Source organism: Mesorhizobium sp. M0701 (assembly GCF_040320365.1).
Lineage (GTDB): Bacteria > Pseudomonadota > Alphaproteobacteria > Rhizobiales > Rhizobiaceae > Mesorhizobium.
Genome location: NZ_JAMYPO010000007.1, coordinates 190865 through 211677, shown reverse-complemented (window position 1 = coordinate 211677; position 20813 = coordinate 190865). Strand labels below are relative to the sequence as shown.

General features: G+C 62.0%; 14 protein-coding genes and 1 pseudogene. 5 read left to right on the top strand and 10 right to left on the bottom strand.

Annotated elements, in window-relative coordinates:
- Window positions 1-579: 579 nt before the first annotated feature.
- From NKI24_RS09945 to NKI24_RS09935, 3 genes are all read right to left on the bottom strand, one after another.
- Window positions 580-1182, bottom strand: a complete 603-nt coding sequence (locus NKI24_RS09945; protein WP_352744822.1) for a hypothetical protein — start codon at window positions 1180-1182, stop codon at window positions 580-582.
- Window positions 1183-1191: 9 nt separating this feature from the next.
- A complete protein-coding gene (gene bmt / locus NKI24_RS09940; RefSeq protein ID WP_352452092.1) occupies window positions 1192-2208 on the bottom strand; it encodes a betaine--homocysteine S-methyltransferase in 1017 nt (338 codons plus the stop codon).
- 88 nt (window positions 2209-2296) lie between these two features.
- Window positions 2297-3139 (bottom strand): helix-turn-helix domain-containing protein, encoded by an 843-nt coding sequence (locus NKI24_RS09935; protein WP_352452091.1) that lies wholly within the window; start codon window positions 3137-3139, stop codon window positions 2297-2299.
- 228 nt (window positions 3140-3367) lie between these two features.
- Between NKI24_RS09935 and NKI24_RS09930 the strand changes: the two genes are divergently transcribed.
- Both NKI24_RS09930 and NKI24_RS09925 read left to right on the top strand, forming a co-directional pair.
- Window positions 3368-4378, top strand: coding sequence for a fatty acid desaturase (locus tag NKI24_RS09930; RefSeq protein ID WP_352744818.1), 1011 nt, complete (start codon window positions 3368-3370; stop codon window positions 4376-4378).
- A gap of 83 nt (window positions 4379-4461) precedes the next feature.
- Window positions 4462-5262, top strand: coding sequence for a phosphate/phosphite/phosphonate ABC transporter substrate-binding protein (locus tag NKI24_RS09925; RefSeq protein ID WP_352452089.1), 801 nt, complete (start codon window positions 4462-4464; stop codon window positions 5260-5262).
- 109 nt (window positions 5263-5371) lie between these two features.
- Here NKI24_RS09925 and NKI24_RS09920 read toward each other — a convergent pair whose 3' ends face one another.
- The 4 genes from NKI24_RS09920 to NKI24_RS09905 all read right to left on the bottom strand — a co-directional run bounded on the left by NKI24_RS09920 (window position 5372) and on the right by NKI24_RS09905 (window position 12671).
- Complete coding sequence (locus NKI24_RS09920) at window positions 5372-6685, bottom strand: M24 family metallopeptidase (protein WP_352742511.1); 1314 nt, start codon at window positions 6683-6685, stop codon at window positions 5372-5374.
- 25 nt (window positions 6686-6710) lie between these two features.
- Complete coding sequence (locus NKI24_RS09915) at window positions 6711-8336, bottom strand: ArnT family glycosyltransferase (RefSeq protein WP_352744815.1); 1626 nt, start codon at window positions 8334-8336, stop codon at window positions 6711-6713.
- Window positions 8337-8375: 39 nt separating this feature from the next.
- Window positions 8376-10961 (bottom strand): GcvT family protein, encoded by a 2586-nt coding sequence (locus NKI24_RS09910; protein WP_352744813.1) that lies wholly within the window; start codon window positions 10959-10961, stop codon window positions 8376-8378.
- 132 nt (window positions 10962-11093) lie between these two features.
- A complete protein-coding gene (locus NKI24_RS09905; protein WP_023676493.1) occupies window positions 11094-12671 on the bottom strand; it encodes a trimethylamine methyltransferase family protein in 1578 nt (525 codons plus the stop codon).
- 208 nt (window positions 12672-12879) lie between these two features.
- Here NKI24_RS09905 and NKI24_RS09900 point away from each other — a divergent pair, with 208 nt between their 5' ends.
- The 3 genes from NKI24_RS09900 to NKI24_RS09890 all read left to right on the top strand — a co-directional run bounded on the left by NKI24_RS09900 (window position 12880) and on the right by NKI24_RS09890 (window position 17825).
- On the top strand, window positions 12880-14040 hold the full coding sequence (locus NKI24_RS09900) for an MFS transporter (protein WP_352744811.1): 1161 nt from the start codon (window positions 12880-12882) through the stop codon (window positions 14038-14040).
- A 95-nt stretch (window positions 14041-14135) separates the two neighbouring features.
- A complete protein-coding gene (locus tag NKI24_RS09895) occupies window positions 14136-16205 on the top strand; it encodes a prolyl oligopeptidase family serine peptidase (protein WP_352744808.1) in 2070 nt (689 codons plus the stop codon).
- Between the two features lie 240 nt (window positions 16206-16445).
- Window positions 16446-17825 (top strand): aspartate aminotransferase family protein, encoded by a 1380-nt coding sequence (locus NKI24_RS09890; protein WP_352452083.1) that lies wholly within the window; start codon window positions 16446-16448, stop codon window positions 17823-17825.
- Window positions 17826-18151: 326 nt separating this feature from the next.
- On the opposite strand, the gene mmsB is transcribed toward NKI24_RS09890, so the two are convergent.
- The 3 genes and pseudogenes from mmsB to NKI24_RS09875 form a co-directional block, all read right to left on the bottom strand.
- Entirely contained in the window at window positions 18152-19036 is an 885-nt protein-coding gene (gene mmsB, locus NKI24_RS09885; RefSeq protein WP_352707878.1) for a 3-hydroxyisobutyrate dehydrogenase, read from the bottom strand.
- Window positions 19037-19114: 78 nt separating this feature from the next.
- Window positions 19115-19484: pseudogene (locus NKI24_RS09880) on the bottom strand (four helix bundle protein).
- A 65-nt stretch (window positions 19485-19549) separates the two neighbouring features.
- Window positions 19550-20716, bottom strand: coding sequence for an isobutyryl-CoA dehydrogenase (locus NKI24_RS09875; protein WP_352744805.1), 1167 nt, complete (start codon window positions 20714-20716; stop codon window positions 19550-19552).
- Window positions 20717-20813 lie beyond the last annotated feature (97 nt).

The following is a 20813-nucleotide window of genomic DNA, read 5'->3' as shown; positions in this document are numbered from 1 at the left end:
AACCGCTTTCTCTTCATCAGTCCGTCCTTCAATCGAGGCCGGACTCTAATCTCAGATGGAGGAAATTACCCGTGGCAGGTCAGATGCTGCGCGTTGATTTGGCGGAAGATTCTTTACAGGAATCGATTTTCGGGATCACGCGTCGCGTTGCTCATCGCATGTAGACCTGGTGAGGAGCAATATAGCCTATGAAATAAGAAGGCGCTCATCGATAGAAAGATGCTTCCCTGTAGCGAAGCCCCTTTTTAGTGCGCCGCGAGCTAATGTTTGTCTCAGATTTGTCCATTTGGACAAATCCCTAATCAGTTTCTCCGGCGCATTTACTGCGAGCCATTTCCCAATTCTTTCGATCGAATAGCTTTCGACCCAACGCCCGTCTTCCCAACCTTCGACGAAGCGTACAATCGCTCTGTGTGCGTCACGCTCTTCAATAGGCGATTGGAATGCTCGCTTAAATCGTTCTCTGTCGCTAGGTCGGAAAGTTCCTAACCGAGATAGTAAATCGTCCTCTAGTGGCGTGCTTTTGACCATAGCGTTGTTCGTAATCTCACAGAGTGTGGCGACAGCAGACTCTACCTCTCAAAGATAGTCGATCTCAATGTCCAATCCCATACCTTGAATCAAATAGGCAGCCGCATCCACTTGGCTCTTGGATGGCGGTTTTTGTTTGCAATATCGTCCGGAATTGGCATTTAGAATCCAGAGCAGCTTATCGTCATGCAAATCCAGCGCCAACTCTCCGGCAATCCGGGCCTTGCCTCCATCTAATAAGGTCGGATGTCCAAGTTTTTGATCTTCGGATGGATGTTTGTATCCTCGGCGCCGGGGATAGCCGCGTATGTCCGGTTTGCCGTCCAAAACTGCGATCTCCTCGACAGCAATTTTAATGTCACCATTTGCGTCCATGACCCACAGATAATTTTGAGTCTGTGCGGCAGATTTCAGAAGTGGTGATTGGGCGCAATCTCTTAGCGACGACAACGCCGCCAGCAATCCGACGTCCACAGTACAAAGAGAGTTAGGGCTTCGCTCTTTTTCCCAACTCATTATTCTCTCAGGCTCCCTAAGTTCTCCAAACTCAGCGTCGAGATCCTTTTCCAAAGCCGCAGTTCCCCAAAGCCCGCTGTATTCAGTTAACAACGAGAACTTAACTACTGCTTTGAAGATGTCCAGCCTAACCAATCATGGATTTCAAGCGCGTCCGCGGCGCCGCTCGCGGCGGGCTTCGCTGGTCTCGGCGACGTTGACCGTAGCCTGTTTGTTGCGCATCGGGCCAATGCGTTCGACGATCTGCTCGACGGTCGGGCGATCTGACTTGGTGTGCGCATCGAGCGCCTTACGCATGGCGGCGAGGTGCTGGAACGAGGTGCCGCAGCAGCCGCCGACGATTTTGGCGCCGGCATCGACGGCGAGGCGCACATAGTCGGCCATCAGCTCGGGTGTGCCGGAATAGTAGATCTCGGCGCCGCGAAATTCGGGAATGCCGCAATTGCCCTTGACGATCACCGTTGCTTCCGGCTTCGCCTCGGTCATGTCGAGCAGCGACGCGAGAATGTCGGAGGCGCCGACACCGCAATTGGCGCCGACACCGAGCGGTGTCTGCGACAGGCCATCGACGACGGCGTGGATGTCCTTCGGCAGCAGTCCCATCATGGTGCGGCCGGCGGTGTCGAAGGAGCCGGTATAGGTATAGGGCAGGCCGACGCGGATGGCGGCTTCGGCGGCGGCGCGGATTTCGTCAGGCGCCGACATGGTTTCGATCCAGGCGACTTCGGCGCCGCCGGCCTTCAGCCCTTCAATCTGCTCGGCAAAGGCTTCGACCGCCTCGTCATAGGTCATGGCGCCGAGCGGCACCAGCAGCTCGCCGGTCGGGCCGACGGAGCCGGCCACGATCACCTTGCGGCCAGCGTTGCCGGCGACGGCGCTTGCGATCTCGGCCGCGCGCTTGTTCAGCGCATAGACGCGGTCCTGCGCGTGGTGCAGCTTGAGCCGATGGCGGGTGCCGCCAAAAGAGTTGGTCAGGATAATGTCGGCGCCGGCATCGACAAAGTTCTGGTGCAGGCTGGTGATGGTGTCGGGCGCGGTCTCGTTCAAGAGCTCGGGAGCCTCTCCGGCCTCAAGGCCCATGGCGAACAGATTGGTGCCGGTGGCGCCATCGGCGAGCAGGACGCCCTTTTCGGCAAGCAGAGCGTCGATCGGATTGGTCATGTGAAATACGCCTTCCCGGAAGAATAACTGAGATAAGGATATAAAGAATTCTTTATGTGCCGTCAATGTCGGCACGTAGAGCAACCGGTCAAAATCGCATCTCCGCCAGCTTTCGTGTGAAGCTGGCCGCTTCATGCGCGTTGACGTCCGCGGCACGGATCAGATTGTCGAAATGGCTGGTCAGGATGCGGATCGGCTGCGTGGCGTTCAGCACCAGATACATGTCGCCGACGTAAATGGCGGCGCGATAGGGCCCGAAGATGGTGTAGGGGATCGAATAGCGCATCCGCCCGTCATAGAGAAACAGGCGGAAGGTGGGATAGAGGTCGTCGAGCAGCGTCGCCATGTGCAGGAGCTGCTGGTGGCGGTCGGCCTCCGGAAAGCGGTCCCACACGCCCAGCCCGCGCGCGAAGATCTCCAGCGTGTGGCGCGGCATACAGACTTCCATGTCGGTTTCGGGCCGTCGGTTGTAGTCGATGCGGTACTGCGTTTCGCCGGCCTGTGCCTCGCGGCTCTTGTTGGCGATGACGGCTTCGTAGTCGACAAGCGCCTCGGTGCGCAGAAGATCGGGAATGCCGGCCGGCACGTAGCGGATTTTCGTTCCCGCCGCCTCGGCATGCCAGCGAGCCAGCAGCGTGCGGTCGAAGCCGTCCGGCGCCTCCTCGATCTCAAGGCTCTCGCGGATTTCACCGGTGACGCCCTCATCGTGGCTGAGGCCGAGCAGCCAGTCGAGCGAGACTTTGAATTCGGCGGCGATGTTGAGCAGCGTTTCGGCGCGGGGAAGGCGGATCGACGCGCCGGAGAGCAGCTGCGACAGTGCCGAACGGTCGATGCCAACCGCGGCGGCGAAGGCCGACTGGTTCAAATCGGACCTTGTCAAGAGCATTTTCAGGCGCTCGCGAAAGATCGTCGACAGGTCGCGCTTGTCCAAATCTCTACTCTCCCTGACGTGAGCAAAATTTTGCGCCGAAGCGGTCTACATGGCGTTTAGAGCGCAAATGAATCTACGAGCTTGTTTACAATAGATAACATCTGCAGCTGAAAATGCGCAATCGCAACAGTTTGTGCGCTTTATCGCGTTGCAGCGATGCAACGCTCCTGACACAATGCTGTCAGGAATCAAACGGGTTCCGGCGACTGGAAGGCAGTGGTCGATAGCATGACGAGCATGGGCAACAGGCGACACGGCGCAACGGCCATCGAATGGCCGACAGCATTTCTCGCACTTCTCTGCTACGGCGGCTGGCTCGCTACCGGCTTCCTGCTCTGGCCCTCTTACCCGCTGCTGGCACTCGCCTTTCTGACCCTGATTGCGGCGCTGCAATCCTCGCTGATGCACGAGGTCCTGCACGGCCACCCAACCCGGAATGCGCGGCTCAACGAAGCCTTTGTGTTCCTGCCGATTGGCCTTGTCTGGCCGTTTCGCCGATTCAAGACCATTCATCTGCGCCACCATGCAGACGAGCGCCTGACCGATCCGCTCGATGATCCCGAAAGCTATTACAAGGCTCTCTGGCAGCACGAGGAGCTGCCGTCGGCGATGAAATTCCTGCTGAAGGTCAACAACACGATGATCGGGCGTTTGGTGCTAGGCCCGTGGCTTTCCTGCATCGGCTTTTTCATCGACGACGCCAGGCAAGTTGCCGCGGGCGACAATTCCATCCGCAAGGCATGGCTGCTGCATGCGATCGGCCTCGTCGTGGTGCTGCCTGTCGTGCAGTTCGGCTTCGGCATGCCGTTGTGGCTTTACGTTCTGGTGCCGGTTTGGCTTGGGCAGTCGCTGATTTCGATCCGCACCTACGCCGAGCACCAATGGTCTGAACATCCGGAAGGCCGCACGATCATCGTCGAGCGCTCGCCGCTGTCCTTCCTGTTCCTCAACAACAATCTGCATTTCGTCCATCACAAGAGCCCGACGGTGGCCTGGTACAGGCTGCCGAAGGTGTTTCGCGACCGCCGTGACGAATGGCTGCGGATGAACAATGGCTATGCCTACCCGAACTATTTCGCGCTGCTCAAGGCCTATGCCTTCAAGGCGAAGGAGCCGGTCGTCCATCCCGTGCTGCGGCGCATGCCGGAACCAGGACGCGCATTCAAGCCGCGCGTCAGGGCACGCAGCCTCAATGGGCTTGGCAGCGCACCGGTACCCGCCGAGCCGCCGAAAGAATGATTCTTGCGTTGTTGCAGGCGGTGCCGCGCGGACGACGCTTTCCTGACCTTGTCAATTTCCCCGCATAACGGTCAAATCCCGGCATGAGCGAATTCATTGCGGCTTTGCCGATGTACGACTGGCCGGAAGCGCGGGACGATGTCGACGCGCAATGGGCGCGGCTGCGCGATGCTTTCAGACAAAAAGGCATCGATGCGCCGGAGACGATCATCCGCCGCACCGGCGATTTGCCCCCCGTGCCTGGCGGTATTCGCGACGATCAGGGAAAACCCATCGCGCCCGATCCGGCGACATTGCCGCCGGACGAACTGGATTTTCACCAGCTCTGGCTGCATCCGGCGCTGCTCTTTGCGCAAACCTGCTGGGGACCGATGGAACTCGGCCTGTCGCAGCGTGTCCAGCTCATCGGCCAGCCGCGTTACGACGCCTTCGAGGGTGGACAGGGCGAACTCTATTCGAGCGCCATCGTCATGAGAGCGGGCGAGGCACCGCCGGCAAGGGCGCCGGCCGACGGCGGTGCCGTCATTCCGCTCGATCAGCTGCGCGGCAAGCGCTTTACCTTCAACAGCCTCGATTCCATGTCGGGCATCATCGCGCCAGCCCGCGACCTGCAAACATTGGGCGAGAGTTTGGATATCTTTTCCGCGCTGAGCGAAAGCTGTGGGCACCGTGCTTCGATCGTTGCCGTTGCCGAGGGCAGGGCGGACGTCGCGGCGATCGATTGCGAGAGCTGGGCGCTGGCGCAGAGTTTCGAGCCGGCGGCGCAGAAGGTGACGGTCGTCGGCTGGACAAGGCGGCGCAAAGGCTTGCCGTTCATCACGGCCAGGACAACGCCGGAAACGATCGTCGCTGCGATGCGCGAGGCGATCGCCGCGCTCGCATAAAGCGCGTCGCGTTCGGTCGGCCTCATGCGACGCGCTTTAGATTCTTGTTTTATGCATGTCGTTATCGCAAAGCCGCTGCATACTTTTGCGCGACATGCATTAGCGTCGCTCAGCCGCCAAGCAGCCGATTGTCGAGCGGGTAGGTCGAAAGCTTCTCGTTGCCGGTTTCAGTGATCAGGATCTGTTCTTCGATCTTGACGCCTTCGTAGCCGCCAAGCCGACCGATATAGCTCTCGACGCACAGCACCATGCCAGGTTCGAGCACTCCGTCCGGTGTGTCGTCGGTCCAGTCGCTAGCATGCGGCAAAGTCGGGTATTCGTCGGCAAGGCCGACGCCGTGATAGAGCACCCCGTAACGGGCCGGGAAGCAGTCTCCCGGTGGCACTGACGAGCCCTCGACGAGGTCGCGGAACGATATGCCCGGCCGCATCAGCTCGGTGTTGTGGGCGATCTGGTCGGCGGCGATGCGGAACAGGTCGCGCTGCTCCTGCGACGGCGGCGCATCACCGCAAAGCCAGGTGCGCGAAAGGTCGGCGCAGAAGCCGTAAGGACCGATCAGGTCGGTGTCGAAAGCGACGAGCTCGCCGGCCTCGATCGTCCGCGACGAACACTCCTGGAACCATGGATTGGTGCGCGGGCCCGACGACAGGAGCCGGGTTTCGATCCATTCGCCGCCGCGCGCGATGTTGCCGCGATGGAGTTCGGCCCACAATTCGTTCTCGGAGATGCCAGGCCTCAGCGCCTTCTCCATCTCGCCCATTGCCGCCTCGCAAGCGGCGATCGCCCGGCGCATGGCAAGGATTTCGTCGGGCGATTTGATCAGCCGCGCATTTTCCATCACCGCCTCGCCATTGCCGGTCGAGATGCCGAGGCGGGCGAGCTCTTCGATGCCCTCGGGATTGATGTGGTCGACTGCGATGCGGCGATTGCCGCCGCCATGTTCCAATACCAGGTCGGCGATGCCGGCTGCCCAGCGGCGGACTTTTTGACTGGTCAGCTCGCCGCTGTACAGATAAGCCCACGACACCGCCGGCCGCACCTCGTCGACGACGCCGGAATGATCGGAAAGGTGCTCGCAGGAGAAATAGTCGAACAGCACCACCGGGCCATCGGTGGCAACGAAACAATGCCTGGTCCGATTGTGTGCGACCCAGAGCTGCATGTTGGTTGCGTCGGTGGCATAGCGGATATTGACCGGATCGTAGAGCAGGGCTCCCGCATAGTCGCGGCGCTTCAGCTCGGCGCGGATGCGCTCGAGCCGGTATCGGCGCATGGCGGGCAGGTCAGGAGCAGCAATGCCCGCCGCCTGCCATTCGGCTTCCGCCAGCGCTCCATAGCCCAGTGCATGCTGGTTGAGTTCAGCGGCCTTCATCTGCGATTTTTTGCGCAGCACATCATTCGAGCCGTCGGGCTCGAACGGCATGATCTTGCGGTGATGACGGGGCCGGTCAGTCGGGTTCCTGTCCACCCTCGGCTCCTCCGCTAACGCCTTCCTTGGGCGCCGTGGCTTCTCCCACCGCCATTCTCTTCAATCTTACATAGGCGCCGGCCCGGGCGGACTTGCCGGTGCCGCGCAACAGCGGAACCATCATTTGCCGTGGTTGGCCGTCCGGCTCATAGCCGGCCGCTTTGAGCTGCTCCAAAATGACCGGCCGCGGATCGTCGCGGTCAAGCCAGACGAGTACGGCCGGCTCCTGCATCAGCGTTTCGAAATTAGGCACTTCCTGGTCAAGTGCGACCAGTTTTTCGTCGACCAGCCGCAGGTTTCCGACCCATGCACCATCAGATATTGCGGTTTTGACCGGTCCGTCCGCAGTCAGTTGGCGATAGAGGGCGGGGTAATCCACGCGGATCATCCGCGAGAGGCCACTGGCCCCGTTTATCTGGACGTACCAGGTGGCGGGCGCGAGCAGCACGGCGATGATCGCTCCAGCCGCGATCACCATGAGCTGCGCATTCCTGCCGCGCGGCGCCAGCCGTTCCATAGTGGCGACGATGGCCAGCGGCAACATGAACAGGACCGGTAGCAGCCAGCGGTCCTTGACCACCGTCACGCCGGTGGCAAGTACAAGTATTGCCAGCATGGCCAAGCCGAGCGCCAAGGTACGCCACAACAGAATTTCCCGGGGCGGACCTTCCGGATGCCGCTCCGAGAAACGGAACTTCGCCAGCCAGAAAGACAGGGCGGAAACGAGCACCGGCAAGACCGCGAAATTGAAGGTGCCCATGATAAACTTGCCGGCGCCGACAAAGGCCGCCGCCATGCGCGCTTGTTGCGAATCTATTCCGAACTTCTCGCCTCTCGACAATAAATCGGCGGGATGCATGAGGCTCCAATAGGTGGTTGGCGCCAGCACCAATATCGCGACCGCTATGCTGATGGCGAACTTCGGATCGAGGATCGCGCTGCGCCATTCGCGCAGCGACAGCACGGCCGCAACAAGGGCCACCACGAGGAAGACATCATTATATTTGGCAAGAATTGCCGCCGCCGTGGCTAGGCCAAACGCCGCACAGGCGATCATGCTTCGCCGCTCGAGAAGATAGGACATGGCCAGCAGGAGCAGCGAGCAGAAGCCGACGACGGCGACGGAATGCGACAAGGCGCGCTGCGATTCCCAGACGATCTGCGGGATCGTAAACAGGCCGAACATGGCCGCCGCCGCTGTCGCTTTGGTGTAGCCGAACCGCCGCATGGCGGCGAACACGCTGCAGGCGGCAAGGAACAGCACGGAGTATTTGACGAGCTTCAGCGTGAAGATACTGGTGCCGAAAATATGCGCGGCCAGCCAGTTGATCCAGGTGTACAGGGGTGGTTGCGAGCCGCCATATCCAGCCCAGAGATACGGAACATAGATCAGTTGCTCCGCATCATCGATGCCGACGCCGGTTCCCGCCCAAGAGCTCAACAGGGACAGTATGATGGTCTGCAAGGCAAAGTAAGCCGCGACCATGACGATCGCCGCCGGGAAGGGGCCGATCCGCGCCTCGGCAAGCCAGTCGGCCCATCTCAGATTGTACTTCAATGAAATCTCATCGCCCTTGCAGCAGAGTGTTGCCGGCTGCGCTAGCATGAAGAGTATGCTCCGCACAATGCGACCGGCTGGCTGCGCCTACGTCCTCATCTTTTCGCCGCTCGGGTCGAAGGGCGGCTCGACATTGATGCGTGCCGGCCGCCGGTGCCCGAGGATTTCGATCTCGAACAGCCCGGCGCTCTCGTTCTCGGCAAGCGCTGCCGGTACATAGCCTTGCGCCATCGACTTCTCGACATAATGCGCATAGCCGCCGGAGGTGACCCAGCCGACCACGCGACAGTCGCCGTCGACGATGCCGCGCACGGCAGACGCGCCTTCGGCGGCGTTCGAGCCGCGCACTTCCTTGCCGCCCGCGTCGAAGCGCGGCGCGCCATAGCCATGCGGCTTTTCCACGGTGCCGTAATCCTTGCCGCCGACCTTGGCCCAGATCGGCTCGTCGCCCATGACGTCTGCATCCGCGGCATCGACGATGAAGGAGACACGGCGCAGTTTCGGCCCTTCTGCCTGTTCCTTGGCCGCTGCTTCCCGGCCGATGAAGTCGTTCTTCTCTAGCTTGATGAAGCGGTCCATCGAGCCTTCGAACGGTCCGTAGATCGGACGTAACTCGCGGAACCAGGTCGGGAAGTTCTTCTCAAGCCGCATCGAGAGCAAAGCCCGCATGCCGAAATCGACAAGCCCAAACTCTTCGCCGGCCTCCTTGATCGCCTTGTAGACCAGGCGCTGGTAGGCAGGCGCCATCCAGATCTCATAGCCGAGGTCGCCGGTGTAGGTGATGCGATTGACCATGCAAGGCGCGCCGCCGACCGCCATTTCGCGGAAATCCATAAAGCGGAAGGCCTTGGTCGAGATGTCAACATCGACCAGTTTCTGCAGCAGGTCGCGGGATTTCGGCCCGGCGATGGAGAGACCGACCAGCATCTGGTCGAAGCGGTGGATGCGGATGCTTCCATCCTTTGGCAGATGCTTCTCGAACCAGCGCATGTGGTATTTTTGCGCTGCCGAAGAACCCCAGATCATGAAGCGGTCTTCCCCACCCCTTGGGCCCGCCTTGGCGATGGTGAAGTCCCCGATCAGCCGGCCGAACTCGTTCAGCATGGGCGTCAGCACGATGCGGCCGGTCTTCGGCATGCGATTGGTCATCAGACGGTTGAGGAAGTCCTCGGCCCCTGGCCCGGAGACTTCGTATTTGGCGAAGTTGGCGATCTCGGTGACGCCGACCCTCTCGCGGGTGGCGCGCACCTCCTCGCCGATCGGGCGGAAATCATTGGAGCGGTGGAAGGACACGACGTCCTTCGGCTCCGAGCCTCTCGGCGCGAACCAGAGCGGGGTTTCGAGACCCCAGCTGTCGCCCAGGACGGCGTTGTTGGCGAGCATGGTGTCGTAAAGCGGGGTCGTCTGCGCTGGTCTTGCCGCCGGTAATTCCTCGTTGGGAAAGCGGATGGAGAAACGGCGCGAATAATTTTCGCGGACCTTTGCGTTGGTATAGCGCAGCGTTGCCCATTCGCCGAAGCGCGCAACGTCCATGCCCCAGACGTCGAAGCCGGGGTCGCCATGGACCATCCAGTTCGACAGCGCCAGGCCGACGCCGCCGCCCTGGCTGAAGCCGGCCATGACGGCGCAGGCGCACCAGAAATTGGTCAGGCCCTGTACCGGGCCGACCAGCGGGTTGCCGTCCAGCGCGAAGGTGAAGGGGCCGTTGATGATCTGCTTGATGCCGGCCTTTTCGATGCCGGGGAAATGCTTGAAGCCGATCTCGAGCGACGGCGCGATGCGGTCGATGTCGGGCTGCAGCAGCTCGTGGCCGAAATCCCACGGCGTGTTGACCGGCGACCACGGCTTGCAGGCCTTTTCATAGGTGCCGAGCAGGATGCCGTTGCGTTCCTGGCGGGTATAGATCTCGCCCTTGAAATCGAGCACGCCAATCATCTCGCGGCCGGTCGACTTGTTGAATTCCTCGACCTCCGGCATCGGCTCGGTCAGAAGATACATGTGCTCCATGGCCAGCACCGGCAGTTCGACGCCGACCATGCGACCGATCTCGCGCGCCCACAGGCCGCCGCAGTTGACCACATGCTCGGCTTTGACTGTGCCTTGCTCAGTGACGACGTTCCAGGTGCCGTCGACCTCCTGCGTCAGTTCCACGACGCGGTTGCGCAGTACGATCTCGGCGCCTAGCTTCCTGGCGGCCTTGGCATAGGCATGGGTGGTGCCGGAAGGGTCGAGATGGCCCTCGACTGGATCCCACATGGCGCCGACGAAATTCGTCTCGTCCATCAGCGGGAACATCGCCTTGGCTTCAGACGGCGTGATCAGTTCGGTGTCCATGCCGAGATAGCGGCCCTTGGCGTGGGCGAGCCGCAAGAAGTCCATGCGCTCGGGCGTGTCGGCCATCATCACGCCGCCGGTCAGGTGCAGCGAGCAGGATTGGCCGGAAATCTCCTCGATCTCTTTGTAGAGCCGCACCGTGTAGGCCTGCAGTTTGGCGACGTTGGGATCGCCGTTCAGCGTATGGAAGCCGCCCGCCGCATGCCAGGACGAGCCGGAAGTGAGCTCCGAACGCTCGATCAGCATGATGTCGGCCCAGCCAGCCTTGGCCAGATGATAGAGCACCGAGCAGCCAACGACCCCGCCGCCGATGACAACCGCTTTTGCATGAGATTTCATGAAGATAGATCCGTGTTTGAAGAGATTGAATCGAGTGAGCGGGGCGCGAAAACAAAGCGGAGATCGGATACAGCGATGTTTCCGGCCAGCCTGCCATCAAGACGGAGTGGGGGTCGACTACTCATCAGATGATCAAAAATCGGTCGGCGCGCCGCCTTCGGCCCGGCGCTTGTCGACGAAAGCGTTGAGCTCCTCCCGGATTGCCGGATCCATGTAGGGCTCTTCATAGGACGCCAGCCGTTCCTTCCAGACGCGATTGGCCTTTTCGAGTGCCGTCGGCGACCCGGCCTCCGCCCAACTCTCGAAATTGCGCCAGTCCGAGATAATAGGCGCATAGAACGCGGTCTTGTAGCGGTCCTGCGTGTGCTGGGTGCCGAAGAAATGGCCGCCGGGGCCGACGGACTGTATGGCGTCGAAACCGAGTGCTTCCTCGGAAAGATCGAGCGGCGTCAGGAACTCGGCGACCATCTGCAACAGGTCTATATCGAGGATGGTCTTCTCATAGGAGCAGCGCAGGCCGCCTTCGAGCCAGCCGGCGGCATGCATCATCAGATTGCCGCCGCCCTGGATGGCGCCCCACAGCGAGAACACGCTTTCATAGGCGGCCTGCGCGTCAACCGTGTTGGCTGCGCAGGTGTTGGAGGTGCGGTAGGGGATGTTGTAGCGGCGGGCGAGTTGCCCACCGACCAGCTGCGCCTTCATATATTCCGGCGTGCCGAAGGCCGGCGCGCCGGACTTCATGTCGACATTCGAGGTGAAGCCGCCGTAGCCGACAGGCGCGCCCTTGCGCACCATCTGCGCGAAGGCGATGCCGGACAGCGCCTCGGCATTCTGTTGCACCAGCGCGCCGGCAATCGTCACCGGCGCCATAGCGCCGGACAGGGTGAACGGCGTCACGATGACCACCTGGCCCTTGCTCGACATCTGGATGATGCCTTCCATCATCGGCACGTCGAGCTTGAGCGGCGAATTGGTGTTGATGATGGTGAATACCGACGGCTCTGCAAGCAACTGCTCATGGCTGATGCCACGTGCGATCCTGGTGATCTCGATGCCGTCGACGTTGCGCTCCTTGCCGAGCGAATAGATGTGGAACATCTTGTCGGTCAGCGTGGCGAGGTCACGGATGCATTCGAGGTGGCGCACGGACGGATGGATGTCGATCGGCTCGACCGGATAGCCGCCCGTGCAGTTCAATATGTTGTGCATCTGCGCAAGCTTGAGGAAGTTGCGGTAGTCCTGCTGGTTGCCCGGCCGGCGGCCGCGGTCGACGTCGGAGCAATTGGGCGCCGACGCCATCATCGAGATGATCAGATTATCACCGCCGAAGCGCACGTTGTGCGCCGGGTTGCGGGCGTGGATGGTGAATTCCGGCGGGCAGTGCGCAACCAGTTCCAGGATCATGTCGCTGTCGAAGCGCACCCGCTCGCTGCCTTCGCGGACATCGGCGCCATGCGCCTTCATGATGCGCCGGGCTTCGTCATGCAGCACGTCGACGCCGATTTCCCGCAGCACGCGCAGAGAGGCGAGGTGGATAGATTCCAGCTCGTCGTCGGAAACCAGCCGGGTCGGCGCCAGCGGGTTCTTCAACTGTCGAAACGGCGGCTGCTCGAACGCCGCCGATCCGCCGGCACGCTTTCCCGCGCGGCCGCCGCGACGGGCGCGGTCGTTTGCCAATGCAGGTTCGGCGGGCTGAAGGGCGGCGGTCATGATAGTCCTCGTACGCTGCGGCAATGCGGCGGCATAATGGACTGCCGGCCGGCCAGTCATTGCGGAGGCGGCGACCACTAGGACGAGGGAAGCGACATGCCTGAAGGGCAGCCGGAGGGATCGTCAGGCTCCTATCTCTTCCGGCTGGCGCAAGCGGTTTTCGTTGCCGGTGCTTACCGCGATGAAAGCGAAACGCTAGTCCTGCATCATGGACCGGGCGGAACAGGACAGCGGCGAGACAGTGCAATGGGCGGCGATCACCGGCGTGATCGCCACCGTCTCGGTGTTCGCCATCGCGCAAGGGCTGAGCTATCCGCTGTTGAGCTTCATCCTGCAGCGCCAGGGCGTCTCGCCGGCCATGATCGGCCTGTCGGCGGCAATGACGCCGATCGGCTTCATCGTCTCGTCGCCGCTGGTTCCGGCGCTGGCACGGCGTTTCGGGGCAGGGCGCACCGCGCTTACTTGCGCGGCACTTTCCGCGCTGGTGCTGGCGCTGATCGGCTGGACGCAAAATGTCTATCTGTGGTTTCCTCTGCGCTTTTTGATCGGCGCCGTCACCAACCCGCTCTACGTGCTGAGCGAAGTCTGGGTGATCGCACTGGCGCCGCCGACACGCCGCGGCCGCGTCATGGGCATCTATTCGACCATCATTTCGGCGGGCTTTGCGGCGGGGCCACTGTGCCTGCTTGCGGTCGGCACCGAGGGATGGCCGCCGTTTCTCGTCGGCATCACCGCATTCCTGTTTTGCGGCACCTGCCTCGCCTCAGTGCTGGCACGGCTGCCCAAGGTCGACGAGAGCGGGCACCGCGTTTCGGTGCTGGGGTTTGTGCCGCAGGCGTGGCTGCTGTTATCGGCGGTGATCGTGGCCGCCGGTTTCGAACAGGCGGTGCTCGCCTTGCTGCCGGTCTACGGAACACATTATGGCATCGCCGAAGCGCGCATGTCGGCGCTGCTGTCGGTGATGATCGCCGGCAACATCGCTATGCAGGTGCCGCTCGGCCTGCTGGCGGAACGACTGACGGCGCGGCTGGTGCGGTTCATCTGTGTTTCGATGACGGTGCTCGGATGCGTTCTGTTGCCGGTTTTCATCGAGACGCCGCTGATCTGGCCGTGCGTCTTCATCTGGGGCGCGGTTTCCTACGGCATTTACACGATGTCGATCATTGAACTCGGCGAGCGGTTCACCGGCTCGGCACTGGTCGCCGGCAACGCCGCCTTCTCGCTGATGTGGGGCGTCGGCGGCATCGCCGTGCCGCCGCTGGCGGGCAGCGCCATGGATGTTGTTGGCGCCGGCGGCCTGCCAATGACGCTCGGTGCCATTTGCCTGGCGCTGGCAGTTGTAACGGTCATTCGAAGACGGATGGTGTGAATGCCAGAAAGCCGCCGTCTCTGACGAATGACTTGAATATAAGCGGCCCCATGTCGATCTTGGCTATGCCGCCGCCCGACTCAACCGGAGACGTCATGACCAAATCGAATACCAAGGGCCAGCCGGGTTCGGCGGCCGAAGACCCGTTTCTCTGGCTTGAGGACAGGAGGGGCAAGCAGGCGCTCGACTGGGTGCATCACCAAAATGCAGTTACGGTCGGGGAGCTGCAGGGTGATCCGTCCTATCAGACGTCGTTCGAGACGGCGCTCGACCTGATGACAGCCGAGGATAACATCGCCGTCGGGGCCGCTATCAACGGCTATGTCTATAATTTCTGGCAGGACCGGACGAACGTACTCGGCCTCTGGCGGCGCACCACCGTCGCCTCCTACAAGACCGACAAGCCGGAATGGCAGACGATCATCGACTTCGACAGTCTGGCGGCGAAAGAGGGGGTGAAATGGGTGTTCAGCGGCGCCAGCTGGCTCTACCCCGACTTCAGCCGCTGCCTGCTCAACCTGTCGCCGGATGGCGGCGATGCTAGCGAGATGCGCGAATTCGATATCGAAAGCAGATCGTTCGTCGATGGCGGCTTTCGCGCTCCTGCCTCGAAATCGAGCTTTAGCTGGCTGGACGAGGACACGGTTATCGTTTCCGCCGCCTTCGAGGAGGACGACAAGACCCAGTCCGGTTATCCGCGCGTGGTCAAGCTTTGGCGGCGCGGCACGCCACTGGAAGCGGCGATGCCGATCTTCGAGGCGCTGAAGCAGGATCTTGCCGCCGGCGGGTCCGTCGAATTCGACGGCGACAAGCGTCATGTCTTCCTCGCCCGAACCATCGACTTCTTCGCCTCGCACAGTTTCCTGCGGCTGCCTTCCGGCGAGAACAGGCGCATCCCGTTGCCGGACGACGTCACCGATACAGCGCTGTTCAAAGGCCAGCTCGTCTTCGGCGTGCGTACCCCGTGGACTGCGCCGGACGGCACGCTGTGTAAGCCCGACGGGCTCTATTCACTCGATTTCGAGCGCTGGATCGAAACCGGGCTATTCGGATCCCTCGGTACCGTGCTCGAGCCGGCGCACCGTGTCTCGATCGCCGGTATTGCCCGCACGCAGGACCGGCTGTTCATCAATTTGATGGATAATGTGCGCGGCAAGGTCGTCGCCGGCAAGCGCAGCGACAGCGGCTGGGAGTTCAAGCCCGTGGCGTTGCCTGAAAACGGCAATGTCGGCATCAGCCATGCCGAGCATTTCGGTTCCAGCGTCTCCTTCTCCTTCACCGATTTCCTGACGCCGAGCTCGATCATCTGGTCGGACGACAACGCCGCGGGGCTGGCAACGGTGAAGTCGCAGCCGGCGCGTTTCGATGCGTCGTCCCTGGTCTCCGAACAGTTCGAGGCGCGCTCGAAGGATGGCACGATGATCCCGTACTTCGTCGTCAGGAGGCGCGACTTGCATGGACCCGTGCCGACATTGCTTTACGGCTATGGCGGCTTCGAAGTGCCGCTGCTGCCCGGCTATGCCGGCGTGCGCGGCAGGCTGTGGCTGGAGAAGGGCAATGCCTATGTACAGGCCAACATCCGCGGCGGCGGCGAGTTCGGCCCGAACTGGCATCAGGCGGCGCTCAAGGCCAATCGCCAGAATGCCTTCGACGATTTCGCCGCGGTCGCGCAAGATCTGGTCCAACGCGGCATCGCTACGCCCGCCACACTGGGCATCCAGGGCGGATCGAATGGCGGCTTGCTGACCGGCGTCTCGCTGACCCAGCACCCGGAATTGTTCGGTGCAGTGATCATCGACGTGCCGCTGCTCGATATGCTGCGTTACACCGAGCTGCCGCCCGGCGCGTCATGGATGGCCGAGTATGGCGATCCGGCGAAGCCGGAAGAGGCAGCCTGGCTCGCCGCCTATTCGCCCTACCAGCATGTAGACACGGATGCAGCCTATCCGCCGGTGTTGCTGACGACCTCGACCGCCGACGATCGCGTCCATCCCGGGCATGCCCGCAAGATGGCGGCACGGCTGCAGGCGGCCGGCCATGGCAAGACGCTGTTCTTCGAGGAGACCGAGGGCGGCCATGGTGGACGCGGCGACCGGCGGCCGCAGGCCGCACAGGCGGCGATGAAGTACGTCTTCCTGCAGCTGGCCCTGACTGGCACCAATTGACCGGCGTCGCTTGACCGGCACGGCTTGAACTGAGGGCTCGAGGCAGCCTAAGGTACATGCATGGCTCGGCTGGCGAAATCGGGTTGCGCATTTGGGGTGGCGGTGACGCCGTCGTCGCGCACGCTACGCGCCGAGCTGTTGCGGCTCTGCGCTCGCATCGGCTATTCGCCGCCCGCTGTCCTCTGACGAATCCGCCCCGGCGCGAAAGCTGCCGGATTGGTTCAAGAGGAAAGACCAGACATGACCTACCAGAATTATTCGCTGAAGCAGCTTCAGCAGATCGATGCCGCGCATCACCTTCATCCGTTCACCGACCACAAAGAGATGCGCGAGACCGGCTCGCGCATCATCACCCACGCCAACGGGCCGTTCATCTATGATGCCGAAGGGACGGAAATCCTCGACGGCATGGCTGGGCTGTGGTGCGTGAATGTCGGCTATGGCCGCGACGAGCTGGCCGACGCCGCTTACGCCCAGATGAAGGAATTGCCCTACTACAACTCTTTCTTCAAATGCTCGACGCCGACGCCGGTTCTGCTGTCGAAAAAGCTGGCGGAGATCGCGCCAAGGCACATCAACCAGGTGTTCTACGGCTCGTCCGGTTCGGAGGCCAACGACACGGCGCTGCGCCTGGTCCGTCACTATTGGGTGCTGGAAGGCAGGCCCGAGAAGAACCGCATCATCTCACGCAAGATGGGCTACCACGGCTCGACCATCGCCGGCGCCTCGCTCGGCGGCATGGATTTGATGCACAAGCAGCTCGGCGGCGCTGTGCCCAACATCGTCCATGTGATGATGCCCTATGCCTATGAGCTCGCACTGCCCGGCGAAAGCGACCATGATTTCGGCCTGCGCGCGGCAAAAGCGGTCGAGGACGCGATCCTCGAAGCCGGCGCCGACAAGGTGGCCGCCTTCATCGGCGAGCCGGTGATGGGGGCAGGCGGGGTGAAGATCCCGCCGATGAGCTATTGGCCGGAGGTGCAGCGCATCTGCCGCAAATACGATGTCCTGCTGATGCTGGACGAGGTCATCACCGGATATGGCCGCACAGGCGAGTGGTTCGCCGCACAAGCCTTCGATGTCGAGCCCGACACCATCACCACGGCCAAGGCGCTGACCTCTGGCTATCAGCCGCTGTCGGCGCTGCTGGTCGGCGACCGCATCGCGGCGACGCTGGTCGAAAAGGGCGGCGAATTCTATCACGGCTACACCTATGCCGGGCATCCGGTGGCCTGCGCGGTGGCGCTGAAGAACCTCGAGATCATCGAGCGCGAAGGGCTGGTCGAGCGCGTCAGGAACGACACCGGGCCTTACTTCGCCAGGGCGCTGCAAGAACGTCTCGGTGGGCACGATCTGGTCGGCGAGGTGCGCTCGTTCGGGCTGATGGGGGCGATCGAGATCGTCAAGGACAAGGTGACCAAGGAGCGCTTCCTGCCGGCCGGCAGCGCGGCGGTGATGGTTCGCGACCACGCGATTGTCCAGGGCATGATGCTGCGCGCTACCGGCGACACGATGATCCTGTCGCCGCCGCTGATCTGGACGCGCGAGACGATCGACATGGCCTGCGACCGCATCGCCACGGCGCTCGACCTGGCGCAAGCAGATTTGCGCAAGCATTAGGGAGGCGATCGCCGGGCGCTCCATGTCGGGCGCCCGGCGTTTGAATGGGCGCTCGCCAGGCGAGGATGCGAAACGCAAAAACCGCGCTCCATCGGAACGCGGCTTTGCCAGATACGCATGGCGCTTCGCCAACAATACACTTGCGAAACTTACGGCGAAACTTACGGGCTCCGGTACGCGAGACCTGATCCGGAGCGCCGGGCGGATGTCCGCCTCGCAATCCGTTTTAAACGCATATCGTTACTGCAGGGTTAGCAAGAGCTTAAGCAAACCTAAATTTGCCGGCTTTCCGCATTGGGCAGATCGAAAACCTGTGAACTTGGAGCTTACGCCGGGTCACCACGGAGGAAATTAATGATGCCGGAAAAATCCGCGCCGGCATTCCCTTGTGCGTTGAACAGCGCATAAAGCTGGGCTGCCTCGGCGCCGAGCGGCGTTGCTGCACCGACGCTCTGTGCGGCCTCCTGCGACAGTTTCAGGTCCTTCAGCATCAGTGCCGCCGCGAAGCCAGGCTTATAGCCATTGTTGGCGGGCGATGTCGGCACCGGGCCGGGCACCGGGCAATAGGTGGTCAGCGACCAGCACTGGCCGGACGAGGTCGAGGCGACATCGAACAGCGCCTGGTGCGACAGGCCGAGCTTTTCCGCCAGCACGAAGGCCTCGGCAACGCCGATCATCGAAATGCCCAAAATCATATTGTTGCAGATCTTCGCCGCCTGTCCGGCGCCGTCGTCGCCGCAATGAACGATGCGGCCGGCCATCGGCTTGAGGATTGGTTCGGCCTTGGCGAAGGCGTCCTTCGAACCGCCGGCCATGAAGGTCAGCGTGCCGGCCGCCGCACCGCCCGTGCCGCCGGAGACCGGCGCGTCGATCGACAGCAACCCATGCTTGGCGGCGATGGCATGGGCCTTTCGAGCCGACTCGACATCGATGGTCGAGGAATCGATGAACAGCGCGCCTTTTTTTGCCTTGGACACTATGTCTGCGTAAACCGACAGAACATGCTTGCCGGCCGGCAACATGGTGATGACCGCATCGGCATCCTTCACCGCCGCAACGGCATTGGCCATGACGATGACGCCGTGCTCCCTGGCAATGACGAGGTTCTCCGGCACCAGGTCGAAGCCGTGCACGGCATACCCGGCCTTGACCAGGTTGGCGGCCATCGGATTGCCCATATTGCCGAGGCCGATGAAGGCGATGGTGGTCATAATGGCGCTCCGTGGTTTGGGTAGGCAGTAGGCAGTAGGCAGTAGGCAGTAGGCAGTAGGCAGTAGGCAGTAAGCGACCTATTCGGGCGCAAGTTTGCTAATAAGTTGGCGAAGCATTTTCCCGATGCCCTTCGGTCGCTAAAAGCACGTGATAAGCTTGATCATGGGTAGCAAGGCCAATGCGTTCAGCGATCTGGAGGTGTGTCTCGAACTCCTTCAGCGATCCCTGGGCAATCCTGAGAAATTGCTGATAGGAGCCTCTGTTGTCTCGGCCGTAACCTTCCGCGATGTTTGCAGGAATAGAGGTTGCTGAGCGGCGGATTTGGCTGGTCAACCCATACAATTCCTCTTTTGGCCATGCCTTGGTCAGGGAGTAGGCGGTGACGGCTAGATCCATCGCCTGCTGCCATACGATAAGATCCTTGTACGAATTGATCTTGCCGGTCATCTTTCTGCCTATTGCCTATTGCCTATTGCCTATTGCCTATTGCCTACTGCCTACTGCCTACTGCCTTACCGTCCGATCAGCGCGCGAGCGATGATGACGCGCATGATCTCGTTGGTGCCTTCGAGAATTTGGTGGACACGCAGGTCGCGCACCAGCTTCTCGATGCCGTAGTCGTGCAGATAACCATAGCCGCCGTGCAGCTGCAGGGCGTCGTTGGCGACGTTGAAGCCGGCGTCGGTAACGAAGCGCTTGGCCATCGCCGACCATTTCGAGGCATCCGGCGCGTTGCGGTCGAGCTTCGAGGCGGCGGTGTACAGGAAGATGCGCGCCGCCTGCAATTCGGTCTCCATGTCCGCAAGCTTGAACTGCAGCGCCTGGAACTGGTTGATCTTCGAGCCGAAAGCCTTGCGTTCGGCGGTGTAGGAGAGCGCCTTGTCGAGTGCCGATTGCGCGCCGCCGAGCGAACAGGCGGCGATGTTCAACCGGCCGCCGTCGAGCCCGGCCATGGCGATGCCGAAGCCGGCGCCTTCTGCCGACAGAAGGTTTTCCGCCGGCACCTTGCAGTCCTCGAAGACGACCTGGCGGGTCGACTGCATGTGCCAGCCCATCTTGCGCTCGTTGGCGCCGAAGGAAAGGCCGGGCGCATCGTTCGGCACGACGAAGGTGGAAATGCCTTTCGGCCCGTCGGCGCCGGTGCGCGCCATGACGACATAGAGGTCGCTGTCGCCGGCACCGGAGATAAACTGCTTGGCGCCGTTCAGCACATAATCGCCACCGCTTTTGACCGCACGCGTCTTCAGCGCCGCGGCATCGGATCCCGAACCCGGCTCGGTCAGGCAGTAGCTGGCCAGCCATTCCATCGAGGTCAGCTTCGGCAGGAAGCGCCGACGTTGCTCGTCGCTGCCGAAGCGGTCGATCATCGATGCCGCCATGTTGTGGATCGAGATGAAGGCGGAAAACGCCGGATCGGCCCGCGAAAGTGCCTCGAAGATCAGCACGGCGTCGAGCCGGCCGAGCCCCGAGCCGCCGACGTCGTCGCGGACATAGATGCCGCCAAGGCCGAGCGGGCCCGTCTCGCGGATCACATCGGCGGGGAAATATTTGTTGCGATCCCAGTCGAGTGCGTTCGGCGCCACACGGTCGGCGGCGAAGGCCTCTGCCATCTCCTGGATGGCGCGCTGGTCCTCGTTGAGTTCGAACTGGCTGGTGCCCGCATCGACAGCGGCGTCCATGGCGTGCTCCCTGATGTTTCCGGCCTGCTGGCCTGTCGTTTTTGGCTTTGCGCGCAGTCCAATCTAGACCAATGATGCCGCCGCGCAACCCGATCGT

What these genes read in the sequence shown, in the direction of transcription:
- NKI24_RS09930 (WP_352744818.1), top strand. Translation starts at nt 3,368, where the DNA reads ATGACGAGCATGGGCAACAGGCGACACGGCGCAACGGCCATCGAATGG.
- NKI24_RS09905 (WP_023676493.1), bottom strand. Translation starts at nt 12,671, where the DNA reads ATGACCGCCGCCCTTCAGCCCGCCGAACCTGCATTGGCAAACGACCGC.
- NKI24_RS09910 (WP_352744813.1), bottom strand. Translation starts at nt 10,961, where the DNA reads ATGAAATCTCATGCAAAAGCGGTTGTCATCGGCGGCGGGGTCGTTGGC.
- NKI24_RS09915 (WP_352744815.1), bottom strand. Translation starts at nt 8,336, where the DNA reads ATGCTAGCGCAGCCGGCAACACTCTGCTGCAAGGGCGATGAGATTTCA.
- NKI24_RS09925 (WP_352452089.1), top strand. Translation starts at nt 4,462, where the DNA reads ATGAGCGAATTCATTGCGGCTTTGCCGATGTACGACTGGCCGGAAGCG.
- mmsB (WP_352707878.1), bottom strand. Translation starts at nt 19,036, where the DNA reads ATGACCACCATCGCCTTCATCGGCCTCGGCAATATGGGCAATCCGATG.
- bmt (WP_352452092.1), bottom strand. Translation starts at nt 2,208, where the DNA reads ATGACCAATCCGATCGACGCTCTGCTTGCCGAAAAGGGCGTCCTGCTC.
- NKI24_RS09900 (WP_352744811.1), top strand. Translation starts at nt 12,880, where the DNA reads ATGGACCGGGCGGAACAGGACAGCGGCGAGACAGTGCAATGGGCGGCG.
- NKI24_RS09920 (WP_352742511.1), bottom strand. Translation starts at nt 6,685, where the DNA reads ATGCCGTTCGAGCCCGACGGCTCGAATGATGTGCTGCGCAAAAAATCG.
- NKI24_RS09890 (WP_352452083.1), top strand. Translation starts at nt 16,446, where the DNA reads ATGACCTACCAGAATTATTCGCTGAAGCAGCTTCAGCAGATCGATGCC.
- NKI24_RS09895 (WP_352744808.1), top strand. Translation starts at nt 14,136, where the DNA reads ATGACCAAATCGAATACCAAGGGCCAGCCGGGTTCGGCGGCCGAAGAC.
- NKI24_RS09875 (WP_352744805.1), bottom strand. Translation starts at nt 20,716, where the DNA reads ATGGACGCCGCTGTCGATGCGGGCACCAGCCAGTTCGAACTCAACGAG.